Raw genomic sequence first — 15486 nt, 5'->3', positions numbered from 1 at the left:
AAATTTTGGGATACAATCCGTTACAAAACATCACATCGTATAGTTTGCTTCAAAGTACCAATACGGTTCCTAAGTTAATTGAAAAAGCTCGTGCGCGTGGTTATCAAAGTGTGGCTCTAACTGATCGGAATGTGATGTATGGGTCGGTAGCTTTTTATAATGAGGCAAAAAAGCAGGGTATTAAGCCAATTATTGGTTTAACGGCAGTTTTGGACGGGATGTTTTTTAAAGAAAACAAGTCCGAATTGATTTTGATTGCTAAAGATCAGGATGGGTACAAGAATTTGATGAAAATTTCATCACTTTTGATGAGTAATGATCAAACTAATGTTATTGAAAAAATCAAGGATAAACTCCACCATCTATTTGTCATTTTTCCAGAGAATAGTGAGTTAAATAAACTAATTGAAGTAGGAAGAATGAGCGAGGTTAAAACCTTAATTGCTAAAGTAAAGAGCGTTAGCGATTCAAATGCAGTAAAAGTTGGAATTAGCTTAAATCGAACTAAGATAATTATAAATGAGCTTAAGAACCTAGGGGTCCAAGCTGATGTTGATTTAGTGGCGCTTAATTCGGTTGAATATCTTGACGCAGATGGTTATTTTTCAAATGAAGTTTTAAAGTCGATTGGAACTGGTGATGTGATCAAAAATCCAATGGAAGAACGGCACCAGGTTGGAACAAAATGGTTGAAGGATCGTCATAATATTGAGACTCAGTATCACAATCTAGGGCTTGATCAAGCGGTTTTAAATAACCAGAAAATGGTTGATGAAGTTGACGTAGCGATTCCCAAAGAGCAACCTAAACTACCGACGTTTAAAGCTCCAGATAATCTTTCTTCAAAGGACTATTTACGTCAATTATGTGAACTTGGTTTAAAGGAAAGATTGAAGGATCAATCGCATCTTAATCGTAGTGAGTATCAGGACCGGTTAGATTCTGAACTAAAAGTTATTAATCGGATGGGATTTGATGATTATTTCTTGATTGTATGGGATGTTTTAAATTTTGCTCATCACCAAGGAATTATAACTGGACCTGGTCGGGGATCTTCAGCGGGATCATTAGTTGCGTACACTTTAAAAATTACCGATGTGGATCCGATTAAGTATAATTTGCTATTTGAACGATTTTTAAACGAAGAACGAGCACAGATGCCGGATATTGATTTAGATATTCCCGATAATCGGCGTGATGATATTTTACAGTATGTTCATCAAAAATATGGAAATGAACATGTTGCTCAAATTGTGACTTTTGGAACGTTAGCTGCCAAACAAGCTCTTCGAGATGTTGGCAGGGTATTTGGAATGACTCCAACTCAAATGGCAAAGTGGTCATCTGCAATTCCAAATCAGCTTCATGAATCCCTGGTTAAGGCCGAATCAGAATCACAGAAATTAAGAAATTTATTAGCTGATAGTAAAACCAATCGGTTGCTATTTGATATTGCTGAAAAACTAGAGGGACTACCACGCCATTTTTCCACTCACGCTGCTGGTTTAATTTTAAGTGAAGATCCCATCGTTGATCGTGCTCCACTTCAATCCGGAAATGATGGATTGTTGATGACCCAGTACTCCAAGTATTATGTTGAAAGCGTGGGGCTCTTAAAGATTGATTTTTTGGGTTTGAGAAACCTCTCTACAATGGCTAACATTTTAGAAATTATTCATTCAAAAGTTGATCGTAATTTTGAAATAACTGACATCAATTTAAATGATCAGGATACTTTGAAGCTTTTTCAATCTGGTAAGACTAATGGGGTTTTTCAATTTGAATCATCTGGGATTCAAAACGTGTTACGTAAATTAAAACCAAATGATTTTGATATGGTGGCAGCCGTGAATGCTTTGTATCGACCCGGTCCCATTAAGAATATTGATATGTTTATTGCCAGAAAGAATGGGACTCAGACGGTTAACTATCCAAATGAAACCATTAAAAACATTTTGGGTTCAACCTTTGGCATTATTGTTTATCAGGAACAAGTTATGCAACTTGCATCGGCAATGGGTGGTTTTACACTGGGACAAGCTGATATTTTGCGCCGTGCGATGAGCAAAAAGCATAAAAAAGAAATGGATAACATGAAGATCCAGTTCATTGATGGCGCTAGTAAAAAAGGATATTCTAAAGACGTTTCAAAGACAACGTTTGACTATATGGAACGATTTGCCGACTATGGATTTAATAAGTCTCACGCAGTTGCATATAGCAAAATGGCGTTTCAGTTGGCCTATTTAAAAGTTCATTTTCCTGGTCCATTTTTTACATCGTTGCTAAATTCGGTGATCGGTAATTCACGTAAGACCAAGAATTACGTTCAAGAAGCCAAAGAATCAGATATTCAAGTTGAGCGTCCTGATATCAATGAGAGTAAAGATGTTTATACTTATCAGGATGGTAAAATCAGGTTTGGACTTCGTACCATCAAAGGATTACGAACCGATTTTATTAAGAATGTTGAGGAAGAACGAAAACAAAATGGTAATTTTCATGATTTACAGGAATTAATCAGTCGAATCGATCCCAGGTTTAGAAAAATTGATCTTTTAAATGCACTTGCTTATTCAGGGGCGCTTGATGGTTTTGGGTATAACCGAAAAGAATTAATTAATGCCATTCCAGAATTTATTAGTTCTACTGAATTAAGTGGGAACTCAATTGAATTAATTCAAGCGTTGGCTCCCAAAATTAAAAGAACTGATGATTTTTCTGATTGGGAGAAACTAAACAAGGAAAATGAGTACCTTGGAACTTATTTAACCGGGCATCCAGTTGGTCACTATACTGATTTACAAGAACAAGTGCATGCTTTAACTACTAATGATATTCATGAGCCCAGTAAAAACGTGAAAATGATTTTGTTTGTATCTCATGTAAAGACGATCCGAACGAAAAAAGGGCAACTTATGGCTTTCATAGATGGTAATGATCAGTTTGGTGATATTGATGTGACCATTTTTCCTAATCTTTACGCTAAAATTAGTGGATGGATAAAAAGTGGAATAGTGGTTTTGGTGTCTGGAAACATTGAGGTTCAACGGGGACTTCAATTAGTGGCAAATTCAATTGAACCAGCTGCTAATGTCGTTCATCAGTCTTTAAAAAAAGTTGATCATCAAAAAAAGCTTTATTTAAAGATTGCGTTAGATCATGATCGAGATTCAATCTATCAAGATTTAATCCGGATAATAAAAAGATATCCTGGTTCAACACCAATTTTGCTTTATCGAGCTTCCGATGATCGAAAGCAACTATTAGATAAAGCATATAACGTGGCCATTAATTCTGATTTAATGCATGATTTACGCGACATTTTAGGAGTGGGAAACGTTGTTACACAATGATAAATTTTGCCTGTGAAACTAACGACAATCCTTATAAAAAGTGATACAATACACTTGAAATCAAATAATGCTTGGTGCACAGATGTGTGCCATGCAAAAAGGAGAGGCTTTACTTATGAAGAGAACAAAGATCGTAAGTACACTTGGTCCTGCAAGTACTGATGTTGATACCATCACTAAGCTTATTGAAGCAGGAGCAAACGTTTTTCGTTTCAATTTTTCACACGGAGACCATGCGGAACATTTAGACCGTATGAATAAAGTGAAAGAAGCGGAAAAGAAAACTGGTAAGGTTGTTGGAATTGTCTTAGATACTAAGGGTGCTGAAATCAGAACCACGGTACAAAAAGACGGAAAGATTGAATACCACACTGGTGATCAATTTAGAATTTCAATGGATGGGAACCTTGAGGGAACCAAAGACAAGATTGCTGTTTCTTACCCAGGCTTGTATGACGACGTTAAAGTTGGCGGACATGTTCTTTTTGATGACGGTCTTTTGGATACCAAGATTGACAAAAAAGATGATGCCAACAAAGAGTTAGTGGTTACTGCCCAAAATAACGGGGTCTTGGGCTCACGTAAGGGTGTTAATGCTCCAGGAGTTTCAATTAACTTACCTGGTATTACTGAAAAAGATACTGATGATATCCTTTTCGGATGTGACCATGGTATTAACTATATCTCTGCTTCATTTGTTAGAAAGCCACAAGATGTCCTAGATATCCGTGCCTTACTTGAAAGCAAGAATATGGAAGACGTTCAAATTTTTCCTAAGATTGAATCACAAGAAGGAATCGACAACTTTAACGAAATCATCAAAGTATCTGATGGTTTGATGGTTGCCAGAGGTGACATGGGAGTTGAAATTCCACCAGAAAATGTCCCAACCGTTCAAAAACATTTAATCAAGATCTGTAATGATTTAGGTAAACCAGTTATCACTGCTACTCAAATGCTTGATTCCATGCAAGAAGAACCAAGACCTACTCGTGCCGAAGTATCTGATGTTGCTAATGCTGTTTATGATGGTACTGATGCAACTATGCTTTCAGGTGAAAGTGCTAACGGTGATTACCCAGTTAAGTCAGTTGCAATGATGAGCAAGATTGATATCGAAGCTGACAAACACTTCTTTGAATTTGGTACTCCACGTCCTAAGTTCGGTACTGGTGACGTCACTGAGTCACTTGGTGAAGCAGTTGCACGGATTGCTAAGGATATGGGAATTCACACAATTGTAGCTGCAACCGGTTCAGGTTACACTGCAAGAATGATTTCAAAATATCATCCAGACGCTGATATTCTTGCTTTAACGTTTAACGATCGTGTTCGTCGTGGCTTGACGGTTAACTATGGTGTTCAACCAATCTTAGTTGATAAACCATCAAATCCAGATGAAATGTTCGAATTGGCTGCTAAAAAGGCAGTTGAAACTGGACTTGCTAAGGAAGGCGACATGATCTTGATTACTTCAGGTGTACCATTAGGTGATCAAGGAACTACTAACACAATTCGCGTTAAGTTGATTGGTACTAAATTAGCTCAAGGTCAAGGTGTTGGTGGTGAAACTGTTATTGGCAAGACAGTAGTTGCTAAAGATGCTAAGGAAGCTAACGATAAAGCCATTGATGGTGGTGTTCTAGTTGTTAAGGATACAAACAAGGACTACTTACCAGCAATGAAGAAGTCAAGTGCAATCGTGGTTGAAAACGGTGGTTTGACCTCATACGCTGCTGTCGTTGGTATCTCCCTTAACATTCCAGTAATTGTGGGTGCTACTGATGCAGTTGAAAACATCAAAGATGGTCAATTAGTTACTGTTGACGGTCGTCGCGGTGTTGTTTACGCTGGAAACCAATCAAAAGCTAAATAATAATTATTAAGAATGAAGCACTCGATTATTATCGGATGCTTTTTTTATTTGGTATAATATTCATTAAAAGCACTGGGATGGAGAATTAATATGAATGAAGATTTGGGAACCGTAATTACGGGAAAAGTCACTGATGAAAACGATAAGGAGTATTTCATTCAAAATAACGGAATTACCTATTCTTTAAACAAGGGCGAGTTAAAAAAGCCAATTAAATTAGGTGGAAATTTTAAAGGATTTGTCTACGAAAATGAAAAGCATCAAATGAAAATCACGCGAAACGTTCCGGATGTTGGAATTGACAGCTATGCATGGAGAAAAGTGGTTGGAATTAAATTTGGATTGGGAATCTTTGTTGACATCGGTTTACCAGATAAGGATGTTGCTGTTTCTCTTGATGATTTGCCGGATATTAAGTCATTATGGCCAGAAGTTGGTGACCAACTTTTAATTGCTTTAAAAAAGGATAGTAAGAATCGAATCTGGGGTAAATTAGCTGATCCTCAGATATATAAAGCGATTTCCCAACCAGTTAATGATCCAAAATTGAAAAATCGGGATGTTAATGCTTGGGTCATTAACCCTAAACTGATGGGAACGCAAGTAATAACGGATCACTACAATTTAGGGTTCATTGACAAATCAGAAGAGGAAGAACAACCACGACTAGGAGAGAAAGTAAACGCTAGGATTATTGGAATCCGACCTAATAAAACGCTTTATTTATCACTTAGACCACGATCTTATGAAGTGATTGGTGAGGACGCCAAGATGATTCAGACAATTCTTGAGCATAAGCCTAATAATGAATTACCTTATAACGATAAAAGTGACCCTCAAGTAATTAAGGATTACTTTGGAATCAGCAAATCTCAGTTTAAACGAGCCCTGGGGCATTTATTAAAGGCTCATGTTATTTCCGAAACCCCAGATGGAATTAAATTAACTGAAACGAGATGAAAGTAAGTGAATGATCAAATTGAAGATTATCTCCACTATTTACTAGTAGAAAGAGGATTATCTGACAATACCATTAAAAGTTATCGACAAGATTTAAGGGAATTTGAGTTGGATTTAAAAAAAAATCACATCAGTTCGTTTAAAGATGTCGATCAGTATACAATTTTAAATTACATGGAAACAATGAAAAATAGTGGTAAGTCTCGTAATACAATCATTCGATTTGTATCAACGCTTCGTAAATTTTTTCAATATTTAATGGAATTTAAGGTGATTAAAAAGAACCCCATGAACAAGATTGATACTCCTAAAAAGGGCAAGCACTTACCCGATGTTTTATCCGTTAATGAAGTTGATCGATTACTTAAAATGCCGGATGTGAACACCAAGTATGGGGTAAGAGATCGAACCATTTTAGAAGTGATGTATGCTACTGGGCTTCGAGTATCTGAATTGATTAATTTAAAGTTATCTGATCTTCATTTAGAAATGAATCTGATTCAGACCATCGGAAAGGGAGATAAGGAACGAATTGTTCCAATTGGAGAAGTTGCTCAGAATTGGCTATTTAAGTATTTAAATGATAGTCGATTACAGTTACTTAAGCACCGGACATCTCCGTACGTTTTTTTGAATGCGCATGGTGGACGAATTAGTCGACAAAGCATTTGGGAAAAGATTAAACGTTACGTTAGTTTAGCTGGCATTAAAAAGAACGTTACTCCACATACATTACGACATTCTTTTGCAACGCACATTTTAGAAAATGGAGCCGATCTTAGAACTGTGCAGGAATTACTTGGACATTCTGATATTTCCACGACGCAAATTTACACTCATATTTCCCACGAGCGGTTAAGTCAGGTGTATGATAAATATCATCCAAGAGCATAAAATGAGATGGAGTAATGACAGCAAGTAATTGAGGTGATGTCGATGCTATTCAGGTATCGAAATGATTATGAAAAGATTGTGATGGGGATGTTGTCACTTTCTAAAAGTAACGATAAAACGAAACATCTTGTGGAAGAAATGAATTGGTATCGAAATGCTGACAATCGTGACATTTTTCTTTGGAAGGATCGATTTGGAAATTGGGCTGGAATTGTAGGAGTTGAAACCAACCCGAAAAACGTGGTTGTTAGAAGGATTACCCTTACGCCAGATGCTAACAATATTTTTAATGAATTTCGAATTCTTGATAGTGTTGAAAATGAATATCCCGACAAAAAAATCATGGGAACGTTTAATACGCAAGATGTCATTAGTAAATGGGAGTTAGGTCATGAACAGAGACAATCTACAGATTCACGTTAATGACTTTGATGGTCCACTAGAGCTTTTACTGCATCTAATCAAACAAGCAAAGATGGATATTTATGATATTGACATTAAGGATATTACTGAGCAATATTTTAAATATTTAAATAAAATGAAACGTTTAAATTTTGATATTGCTGGTGATTTCTTTGTAATGGCGGCTAATTTGATGCGAATTAAATCTAAAATGTTGTTAGCTAAAGAAACTGATGATGAATTAGGTGATGATCCACGAGACGATCTGGTTGATCAGTTGGTTGAATATAATCGGTATAAAAAAGCGTCGAAAAAGTTGCAAAAAAAAGAAGTAGAACGAAATCATTATCATTCTAGGATTCGTTCTTTTAATAAGTCAGAGATTGCAATTGGTGAAAATGAGTTTGAAATTAGCTTGTTGGAACAAGCATGGAATAAGATCATTAAACGACATCAGTTAACTTCTAAACCGCCAGTTCAACAAGTTTCAGAATGGAATTTTAGTGTTAATGAGCAAAGTGAAGTAATTATGAGACGAATAAATAGAGCTAGTAGTCATGAAATCTATTTTTCCAAGTTATTTGAGGCCAATTCTCCTTTAGAAGAATTAGTGACCGATTTTTTGGCACTTTTGGAAATGGTTAAACATCATCGTATTATGGTTGTGCAAACCAGTAATGACGGAGAAATCTTATTAAGGAAATCTAATTAATGAATTTAATGGCAGAAATTGAAGCTCTCTTGTATGTTTCGGGAGAGTCTGGAATGACAATTGAACGGTTGAAAAAATTAACTTCCGCAAATGATTCCACCATTCGGAGCTGTATTGCTTCGTTGAGTGAGCGTTATTCAAGTGATCGATTTGGCATCTGCATTTTACAAAATGGTGACATTATCCATATGACAACTAAAAAGGATTATTCAAAAGTAATTCAAAAGTTTGTTAAATCCGATGAAGAGCTGTTAACGCAGTCGGCACTTGAGACGCTTACGATTATTGCGTATAAACAGCCAATAACGCGCGTTGAGGTTGATGAAGTGAGGGGCGTAAATAGTTTGATTTCAATTAGAAATCTTTTGGCACAAAATTTAATTACCATCAAGGGTGAGCGTGATGAACCAGGCAAACCTAAGCTATATGTTACTACCGACCTTTTTTTAAACGCTTTTAACCTTAAAAGCATTAATGATTTACCAGCTTTAGACGCAGAAAGAGATCCAAAAGATTATGGTCAGATGTTTGATGATAAAATGAAACCATTGGAGGATCAGCGAAATGAGTGAAAGATTACAAAAAGTTATGGCGCATGATGGGGTGGCTTCGAGACGAAAGTCTGAGGAACTTATTAGTACTGGACATGTGAAGGTTAATGGTAAGATTGTTAATCAGTTAGGGATAAAAGTTGAACCCACTGACAAGATTGAGGTGGATGGAACATCGTTAAGAAAAGAAGATCTAGTATATTTTGCCCTGTATAAGCCACGTGGGGTAATTTCTTCTGTGAGGGATGAAAGGGATCGAAAGACCGTTTTGAACTTTTTTAAAAAGGTTCCTGAACGAATATACCCGGTTGGACGATTAGATTATGATACGAGTGGGATAATTATTTTAACTAACGACGGAACGCTTGATTTCCAGTTAACTCATCCTAAATATGAAGTAAAAAAGACGTACTTAGTTAAGGTGATTGGGAAACTCGATCACAATGAGTTGAATAAAATTCGAAAGGGTGTTTTAATTAATGGCAAGTATAAGAGTGCACCCGCGGAAGTTGAGGTGATTTATAAGGCTGGTAATTCAAAGAATAATTCGGTGCTACGTTTGACGATTCACGAGGGTAAGAATCATGAAGTTAAAGATATGCTGAAAGCAGTTGGTCATCCTGTTGAAAAATTAAAACGGGAAGAGTTTGCTGGGATCGGTTTAGAAAACTTACAACCTGGTGAGTTTCGTAGGCTCCGAAAAAGAGAAATACGAGATTTGTATGCTTTAACTAAATAATTAATAAAACGTCTTCAAGGTCGGGTGAAATTCCCAATCGGTGGTTACAGCCCACTACCCAATGAAAATTGGTTGAGATGGTGAAATCCCATTGCCGACAGTAAAGTCTGGTATAAAGAAGATGAGTTTTTTTATGGCGCAATTTACCCTAATTGACTTTGAAGAACGTTTAATTGGAGGAATTGTGATGATAGCTAAAAACGATCGAATTAAAAGAATTACTATAACTGCCGTGATTGGTGCGATCTCATTTTTGTTAATGTTGATTTCATTTCCAATCATCCCATACATGAGTTATTTGAAATTGGATTTTTCGGATATTCCAATTTTGATTTGTTTGTTATTATTGGGACCGGGTGCAGCCATTGAAGCTGTGATACTTAAACTATTTATTTACTGGATGGTGATGGGTTTTTCACCACTTGAGTTAATTGGGTTGACCACCTCTCTTTTAGCCTCATTAACAATGATTTTGGTGTTTTACTTTTTGAGAAAATATTTATTTAAAAGTCACTGGATTGACTTTTTGATTGTTTTGGTTGAAACGCTGGCGTTAATAATTGTCATGAGTATTACCAATTTGTTCATTAGTACTCCACTGTATGTGAAACTAACAAATTTAAAGTTAGATTTTTCGCTTGCCAAAACGATTCTTTACGGAGTAGTTCCCTTTAACTTAATCAAGGGTATTGTGATTGGACTAATTTTTGTGATTATTGCAAAACAAATGCAGAAATGGATTAATAAGCGATCTTATCAAAAATGATTAATAAGACAAATGAAGCTCTTGGTCTTTTCGTTTTTAGTGCAACCCAAAAACGAAGGGCTCGATTAATTGAAAACTTACTGTTAGGCAAGAAAACGGTAGCCACCTTATACTGGGCGATGAGATATGGTCTTTTAGACCTTCTTGGAGTTGGACGATATTTTAATAAAAACGAATTAGATGTTAAGTCTCTGATTAGTGCGAACTTGCTGGAAGAAGTTGAACATGGTCAGTTTAAATTAACGTCTGAAGGAGAAAAAGAAAGAGCAGAATTAGTTAAAATGATTGATGATTCTAATCTTTCTTTTTCATTACATACTTTTCAAAGGATTGATTTAGTTAGTTTTAAGCAACGATTGCAGTTGTTTGTTCAGATTATCTCAGAGCATGTCCATAACGTTAGACACTATTATCCAGTCAATGTTGATGGAGTGAATAAAGATTTTATTAAAAAATATTATCGACTGATTGATCGCAAGCAAGTTGGCACAGATTTAAAGAAAGAGTTGAAACGATTTTTATCCTTACTCGATCTAAATGACGCTGATTTATTTGCTCAAGGATTAGTTGGATTTAGTACTAATGGATTCACAATCCAGCAGATTGCACATAATTTAAACCAATCGTTAGTCAAAAGTTATATTGCTGATTTTATCGATTATGCAAAATTGGCGAACTTTGTTGAGCAAAGTGATCAATCTGTAATGGTTCCATTACTTAATGGTCTTTTCAAAAATCCAATTTCTGGTAGTGCTAAAAGGACTTTTGATGAATATGAACGATTGGGTAATATAAAAAAGGTTGAACAACTGCGAAATCTACGAGAGTCAACTGTCCTAGAACATCTTCTGGAAGTTGCAATTTACGTTGATTATGACAAGTTTCCTTATCGAAATTTCATTTCCCTTCAAATGGAAAGAAAAGTTAGGCGTATTCTACTTGGAACGGACGTTGATGACTGGGACTATCATCAATTACCAACTGACGTTTTAGAGCAGTTTAGTTTTTTTCAATTTAGATTACTTGAAATCAAACAGACAAAACAGGGAATTAATAATGAACAAGATGAAACTTGCTAAACAAATATTAAAAAACAAGTTTGGCTTTAGTGATTTTAAGCCTGGTCAAGATAAGACCATTTCTGCACTATTAAATGGCGCAAATGTTCTTTCAGTCATGCCAACTGGGGCAGGTAAATCATTAATATACCAGTTATATGGGTATTTAGTTAAGCGTCCGGTTGTGATTGTTTCGCCACTTATTTCTCTTATGGAAGATCAGGTTGGTCGAATGAACTTTATGGGAGAAAAGCGGGTGTGTGCTTTAAATTCAATGAACGATTGGTCGAAGCGACACCGGCTATTGAATCATCTTGATCAGTTTCGTTATATTTTTGTTTCTCCAGAACTATTATCTAATTCTGATGTGCTTAACCGAGTTAAGCAATTGAAAATTGGCTTATTGGTGATTGATGAAGCACATTGTATCTCTAAGTGGGGGCTTGATTTTCGTCCTGATTACCTGTCATTAAGACAGGTGATTCGTACGTTAGGACATCCGCAAACACTAATGCTAACGGCAACTGCTTCAAAGAAAGTTCAAAGAGATATCATTAATTATTTGAAGTTAACTGACGTTCAAGAAATAATTGAAAATGTGGATCGGCCTAACATTTTCCTTGCGGTTCATAAAAGTTCAAGTGAAAAAGATAAGCAAGCCTATCTTTTTAATTTAATTGAAAAACTCAAGTATCCGGGTATAATTTATTTCTCTAGTCGAGATAAGGCTTCAAAAGTTGCTTTGAAACTTAGAGAACAAACTGATATCAAAGTGGCAGCTTATCATGCCGGTCTTAGTAACGATGATCGGTATCGGATTCAGCATCAATTTATGGATAATGAGCTTCAGGTTATCTGTGCAACCAGCGCCTTTGGAATGGGGATTGACAAATCAGACATCCGATTTGTAGTCCATTACCATATGCCGACTGATATGGAAAGTTATGTTCAAGAAATTGGTAGAGCTGGAAGAGATGGTAAACAGAGTATCGCTGTGTTACTTTACTCTAATGGTGATGAACAAATTGCACAGAGCTTAATTGTTAGGTCCATTCCTAATGATCAACAGATTGATAATTTCTTTTCAAATCCCAAAGCTAAAATGAGTGAGCAGAATAAGAGACTCCTTCAGTTCTATTTAAATCATGGGTATGGTAATGATGACGTCAAACAGATTTTTTCTGAGGTCACCCTTAAAAAGGATCAAAGTTTAAAGCAAGTTGTCCGGTACATTAATCATACTGGCTGTCGGCGAAAACTTCTGCTTTCTTTATTTGATGTGAACTTTGATGACCACACTGATGATTGTTGTGACTTTGGAAGTGAAAAGTTTGATTTAATGAGTCTTGGTTTGTTAAAAAACGTTAATAGTGAAAAGTCCAATTTAACTGGTACTTGGTATGAGATTTTGGACAAACTTTTTTAATAATAATTAGGCGCAAAAAATGATATAATCACCATAGAAGTTTTGGAGGGATGTATTTATGAGGGACGACAAACATAAAGATAACAAAAAAAATGATCCATGGGATGATTCATTTTCAGATGACACCGATCCAGATGGAAATCTTTCAAGGACAGAGTACCGTAAGCACCACCGTAGTAATTCATTAGTCGTGATTATGCTGGTTTCTGTTATTGTAATTATTGCCCTTGTTGCACTTGTTTTTGGGCTTTCTAAGGAACGTGCGGTTGGAAATGGGAGTACCAGTGAAAAGACACAGAGTAGTAAGATGCACCACGCAAAGCCCAAAAAGAATAAAGATCAGAAATCAAAGAAACCGAAAGCAAACTCAGGTAGTGTTCAAAGTGAGGATACTACAAATGATAATACTGTTTCATCTGATGCTGGATCTGAAGAGGCTTCATCTTCATCCGTTCAAAACGAAATGGGAAGTAACCAAAGTAGTACGACTCCAAGTAGTGATTCATCATCTACTGCTAATAACGCGCAGCAACAAAAACCAGCCCAAACAACGAATGGCACTGATAATGCTGGTAGTAATGATTACGTTAAGGTTCAAAAAGGTCAGGGAGTTTATCGCGTAGCTACTAATGCGGGTATTAGTATGCAACAGTTATTAAAATTAAATGGACTTAGTTCATCCAGCCAGATTCATCCAGGACAAAGTTTAAGGGTTAAATAATTACAAATAAATGATAAGGATTGATTACATTTGGGTAAGAACGGCTTACAAGTTGCAATCGATGGGCCTGCTTCAGCGGGTAAAAGCACGGTAGCTAAACTAGTTGCAAAAAAATTTCATTACATATATTGTGATACCGGTGCAATGTATCGATCAATTACGTTAAAAGCAATTAGACTAGGATTAGATTTAAATGATGAGAAGACCCTTCTTGATCTTTTAAAAAAAACCACGATTACTTTTGAACCGGGTGATCCAGTTCAGAAGGTCTTTGTTGACGGTAAAGAAGTTACAAATGATATTCGCAGTCCTCAGGTAACTAGCAATGTTTCAGCAGTTTCAGCACTTGGATCAATTCGTTTCGAATTAGTTAAAAGACAACAGGATTTGGCAAAAGATGGTGGAATCGTTATGGATGGTAGAGACATTGGCACGACGGTTCTACCAAAGGCAGATGTAAAGGTCTTTTTAATTGCCAGTGTTACGGAGCGAGCTGAGCGGAGATATAAAGAGGATCAAGCAAAGGGAATTTCGGTTAGTCTCAATAAACTTAAAAAAGATATTGAGGAACGGGATTATAAGGATTCCCATCGAAAGATATCCCCATTAAAAAAAGCATCTGATGCTTTTGAAATTGATACCACTTCAATGTCGATTGATGACGTGGTTGCGGCAATTTCGCAATTAATCGAAAATAAAATTCAACAACTTTCAAATAATAAAGCCGATTAACTGGTATTTTATTTCCAACTAAGATAAAATAGCAATTAGAGTTGTTGCAAGGAGGAAATGTTTGATGAGTGAAAACGATACTAATGCAAACAAAGATTTATTAGCCGCTCTCGATAATATTAAGCAGGTAAACGTTGGTGATGTTGTTAATGGTGAAATTTTGGCCATTGATGATGACCAGCAATTAGTCGTGGGAATCGAAGGCGCTGGTGTTGAAGGAGTTATTCCAAGGAAAGAAATTTCCGCACAAAGGGAAGATAACCCAACTTCAAACTACAAAGTTGGAGACAAAGTTAAGGTTGTTGTTGTATCTCGAATTGGTGATGATAAGGAAGGTGGAAGTTACCTTCTTTCAATCAGAAGACTTGAGGCTCTCAAGGTTTGGGATGACATCAAGGAAAAAGCTGATAAGGGTGACACCATCAAAGTTACTGTTACTCGTGCGGTAAAAGGTGGTTTAGTGGTAAATGCTGACGGAGTTCGTGGATTTATTCCAGCTTCCATGATTACTGATCACTTTGTTGATGATTTAAATCAATTTAAAGGTCAAGAACTCGAAGTTAAGATTATTGAAGTTGTCCCTGAAGAGAATCGTTTGATTTTATCACATAGAGCGATTGCTGAAGCAGAACGTAAAGAAGCTCGTGATCGAATTATGAGCACACTAAAACCTGGAGATGTTGTTGAAGGGAAAGTTGCCCGTTTGACTAACTTTGGTGCCTTTGTCGATCTTGGTGGGATTGATGGACTTGTTCACGTTTCAGAAATTTCTTATGAACATGTTAACAAACCAAGTGATGTTTTGAAGGTTGGCGAAGAGGTTAAGGTTAAAGTTCTTTCAGTTGATCCTGATCGTAATCGTATTTCATTATCAATTAAACAAACTCAACCGGGTCCTTGGAGTGACATTGAAGAAAAAGCTCCTAAGGGAAGTGTTCTTGATGGAAAAGTTAAGCGCTTAGTTGATTTTGGTGCTTTTGTTGAAGTTTTCCCTGGTGTTGAAGGATTAGTTCACATTTCACAAATTTCACATAAGCATATTGACAAGCCGAGTGATGTTTTGAAGTCTGGCGAAGACGTTAAAGTTAAAGTCCTTGACGTTCAACCTGAAGAACATCGATTAGCATTGTCAATGAAGGCTCTCGAAAAAGACCCCAGAGATGATCAAAAAACTCCAAAGAAAAATGTGAGTGATAATTCAACTAATAATGCTCCTGAAGAAGAGAATGGTTTTACGTTAGGTGACATTGTTGGAAATGAATTAAATGATGATGACAATGAGTAATTAGAAAA

The 15486-nt window shown here is 36.2% G+C and carries 14 protein-coding genes and 1 riboswitch; all 14 genes read left to right on the top strand.

All coding sequences use genetic code 11. The features are described 5' to 3' along the window. The first annotated feature begins 5 nt into the window (after positions 1-5). Positions 6-3356: a DNA polymerase III subunit alpha gene (dnaE, locus tag AC6UDC_RS03950; RefSeq protein ID WP_500721428.1), complete on the top strand. Its 3351-nt coding sequence runs from the start codon at positions 6-8 to the stop codon at positions 3354-3356. Between the two features lie 115 nt (positions 3357-3471). Further along, positions 3472-5232: a pyruvate kinase gene (gene pyk / locus AC6UDC_RS03945; RefSeq protein WP_500706444.1), complete on the top strand. Its 1761-nt coding sequence runs from the start codon at positions 3472-3474 to the stop codon at positions 5230-5232. Between the two features lie 90 nt (positions 5233-5322). Further along, positions 5323-6192, top strand: a complete 870-nt coding sequence (locus tag AC6UDC_RS03940; protein WP_500721424.1) for a CvfB family protein — start codon at positions 5323-5325, stop codon at positions 6190-6192. 6 nt (positions 6193-6198) lie between these two features. Continuing rightward, a complete protein-coding gene (xerD, locus tag AC6UDC_RS03935; RefSeq protein ID WP_500721421.1) occupies positions 6199-7086 on the top strand; it encodes a site-specific tyrosine recombinase XerD in 888 nt (295 codons plus the stop codon). A 42-nt stretch (positions 7087-7128) separates the two neighbouring features. Further along, positions 7129-7509 carry a riboflavin biosynthesis protein RibT gene (locus tag AC6UDC_RS03930; RefSeq protein ID WP_500695617.1) on the top strand — a complete coding sequence of 127 codons (381 nt, stop codon included), beginning with the start codon at positions 7129-7131 and terminating at the stop codon, positions 7507-7509. Then, entirely contained in the window at positions 7478-8200 is a 723-nt protein-coding gene (locus tag AC6UDC_RS03925) for a segregation and condensation protein A (RefSeq protein WP_500721419.1), read from the top strand. The genes AC6UDC_RS03930 and AC6UDC_RS03925 overlap by 32 nt, the downstream gene beginning before the upstream one ends. Next, the gene (gene scpB, locus AC6UDC_RS03920; RefSeq protein ID WP_500696661.1) at positions 8200-8772 is read left to right on the top strand and encodes an SMC-Scp complex subunit ScpB; all 573 of its coding nucleotides are present in this window, start codon (positions 8200-8202) and stop codon (positions 8770-8772) included. The genes AC6UDC_RS03925 and scpB overlap by 1 nt, the downstream gene beginning before the upstream one ends. Further along, positions 8765-9490 carry a pseudouridine synthase gene (locus AC6UDC_RS03915; RefSeq protein WP_500696663.1) on the top strand — a complete coding sequence of 242 codons (726 nt, stop codon included), beginning with the start codon at positions 8765-8767 and terminating at the stop codon, positions 9488-9490. Before scpB ends, AC6UDC_RS03915 begins: the two co-directional genes overlap by 8 nt. A 6-nt stretch (positions 9491-9496) precedes the next feature. Then, a riboswitch (FMN riboswitch) is annotated at positions 9497-9617 on the top strand. Between the two features lie 6 nt (positions 9618-9623). Next, positions 9624-10256 carry an ECF transporter S component gene (locus tag AC6UDC_RS03910; RefSeq protein WP_500721414.1) on the top strand — a complete coding sequence of 211 codons (633 nt, stop codon included), beginning with the start codon at positions 9624-9626 and terminating at the stop codon, positions 10254-10256. Further along, positions 10253-11335: a helix-turn-helix domain-containing protein gene (locus AC6UDC_RS03905; RefSeq protein WP_500721412.1), complete on the top strand. Its 1083-nt coding sequence runs from the start codon at positions 10253-10255 to the stop codon at positions 11333-11335. The genes AC6UDC_RS03910 and AC6UDC_RS03905 overlap by 4 nt, the downstream gene beginning before the upstream one ends. Continuing rightward, on the top strand, positions 11313-12740 hold the full coding sequence (locus AC6UDC_RS03900) for a RecQ family ATP-dependent DNA helicase (RefSeq protein ID WP_500707820.1): 1428 nt from the start codon (positions 11313-11315) through the stop codon (positions 12738-12740). The genes AC6UDC_RS03905 and AC6UDC_RS03900 overlap by 23 nt, the downstream gene beginning before the upstream one ends. 58 nt (positions 12741-12798) lie before the next feature. Continuing rightward, positions 12799-13461 (top strand): LysM peptidoglycan-binding domain-containing protein, encoded by a 663-nt coding sequence (locus tag AC6UDC_RS03895; protein WP_500721410.1) that lies wholly within the window; start codon positions 12799-12801, stop codon positions 13459-13461. 30 nt (positions 13462-13491) lie between these two features. Next, positions 13492-14193, top strand: a complete 702-nt coding sequence (gene cmk, locus AC6UDC_RS03890; RefSeq protein WP_500696668.1) for a (d)CMP kinase — start codon at positions 13492-13494, stop codon at positions 14191-14193. 64 nt (positions 14194-14257) lie between these two features. Then, positions 14258-15478 carry a 30S ribosomal protein S1 gene (gene rpsA, locus AC6UDC_RS03885; protein ID WP_500699464.1) on the top strand — a complete coding sequence of 407 codons (1221 nt, stop codon included), beginning with the start codon at positions 14258-14260 and terminating at the stop codon, positions 15476-15478. Positions 15479-15486: the final 8 nt, after the last annotated feature.

It is taken from the genome of Fructilactobacillus sp. X7R7C1, from assembly GCF_059901065.1.
This window is presented reverse-complemented; position numbering and strand designations above follow the sequence as displayed.

Excerpts from the sequence above, each read along its gene's own strand:
- pyk (WP_500706444.1), top strand. The coding sequence starts at position 3,472 with ATGAAGAGAACAAAGATCGTAAGTACACTTGGTCCTGCAAGTACTGAT.
- AC6UDC_RS03940 (WP_500721424.1), top strand. The coding sequence starts at position 5,323 with ATGAATGAAGATTTGGGAACCGTAATTACGGGAAAAGTCACTGATGAA.
- AC6UDC_RS03930 (WP_500695617.1), top strand. The coding sequence starts at position 7,129 with ATGCTATTCAGGTATCGAAATGATTATGAAAAGATTGTGATGGGGATG.
- AC6UDC_RS03925 (WP_500721419.1), top strand. The coding sequence starts at position 7,478 with ATGAACAGAGACAATCTACAGATTCACGTTAATGACTTTGATGGTCCA.
- scpB (WP_500696661.1), top strand. The coding sequence starts at position 8,200 with ATGAATTTAATGGCAGAAATTGAAGCTCTCTTGTATGTTTCGGGAGAG.
- AC6UDC_RS03915 (WP_500696663.1), top strand. The coding sequence starts at position 8,765 with ATGAGTGAAAGATTACAAAAAGTTATGGCGCATGATGGGGTGGCTTCG.
- AC6UDC_RS03910 (WP_500721414.1), top strand. The coding sequence starts at position 9,624 with ATGGCGCAATTTACCCTAATTGACTTTGAAGAACGTTTAATTGGAGGA.
- AC6UDC_RS03905 (WP_500721412.1), top strand. The coding sequence starts at position 10,253 with ATGATTAATAAGACAAATGAAGCTCTTGGTCTTTTCGTTTTTAGTGCA.
- AC6UDC_RS03900 (WP_500707820.1), top strand. The coding sequence starts at position 11,313 with ATGAACAAGATGAAACTTGCTAAACAAATATTAAAAAACAAGTTTGGC.
- AC6UDC_RS03895 (WP_500721410.1), top strand. The coding sequence starts at position 12,799 with ATGAGGGACGACAAACATAAAGATAACAAAAAAAATGATCCATGGGAT.
- rpsA (WP_500699464.1), top strand. The coding sequence starts at position 14,258 with ATGAGTGAAAACGATACTAATGCAAACAAAGATTTATTAGCCGCTCTC.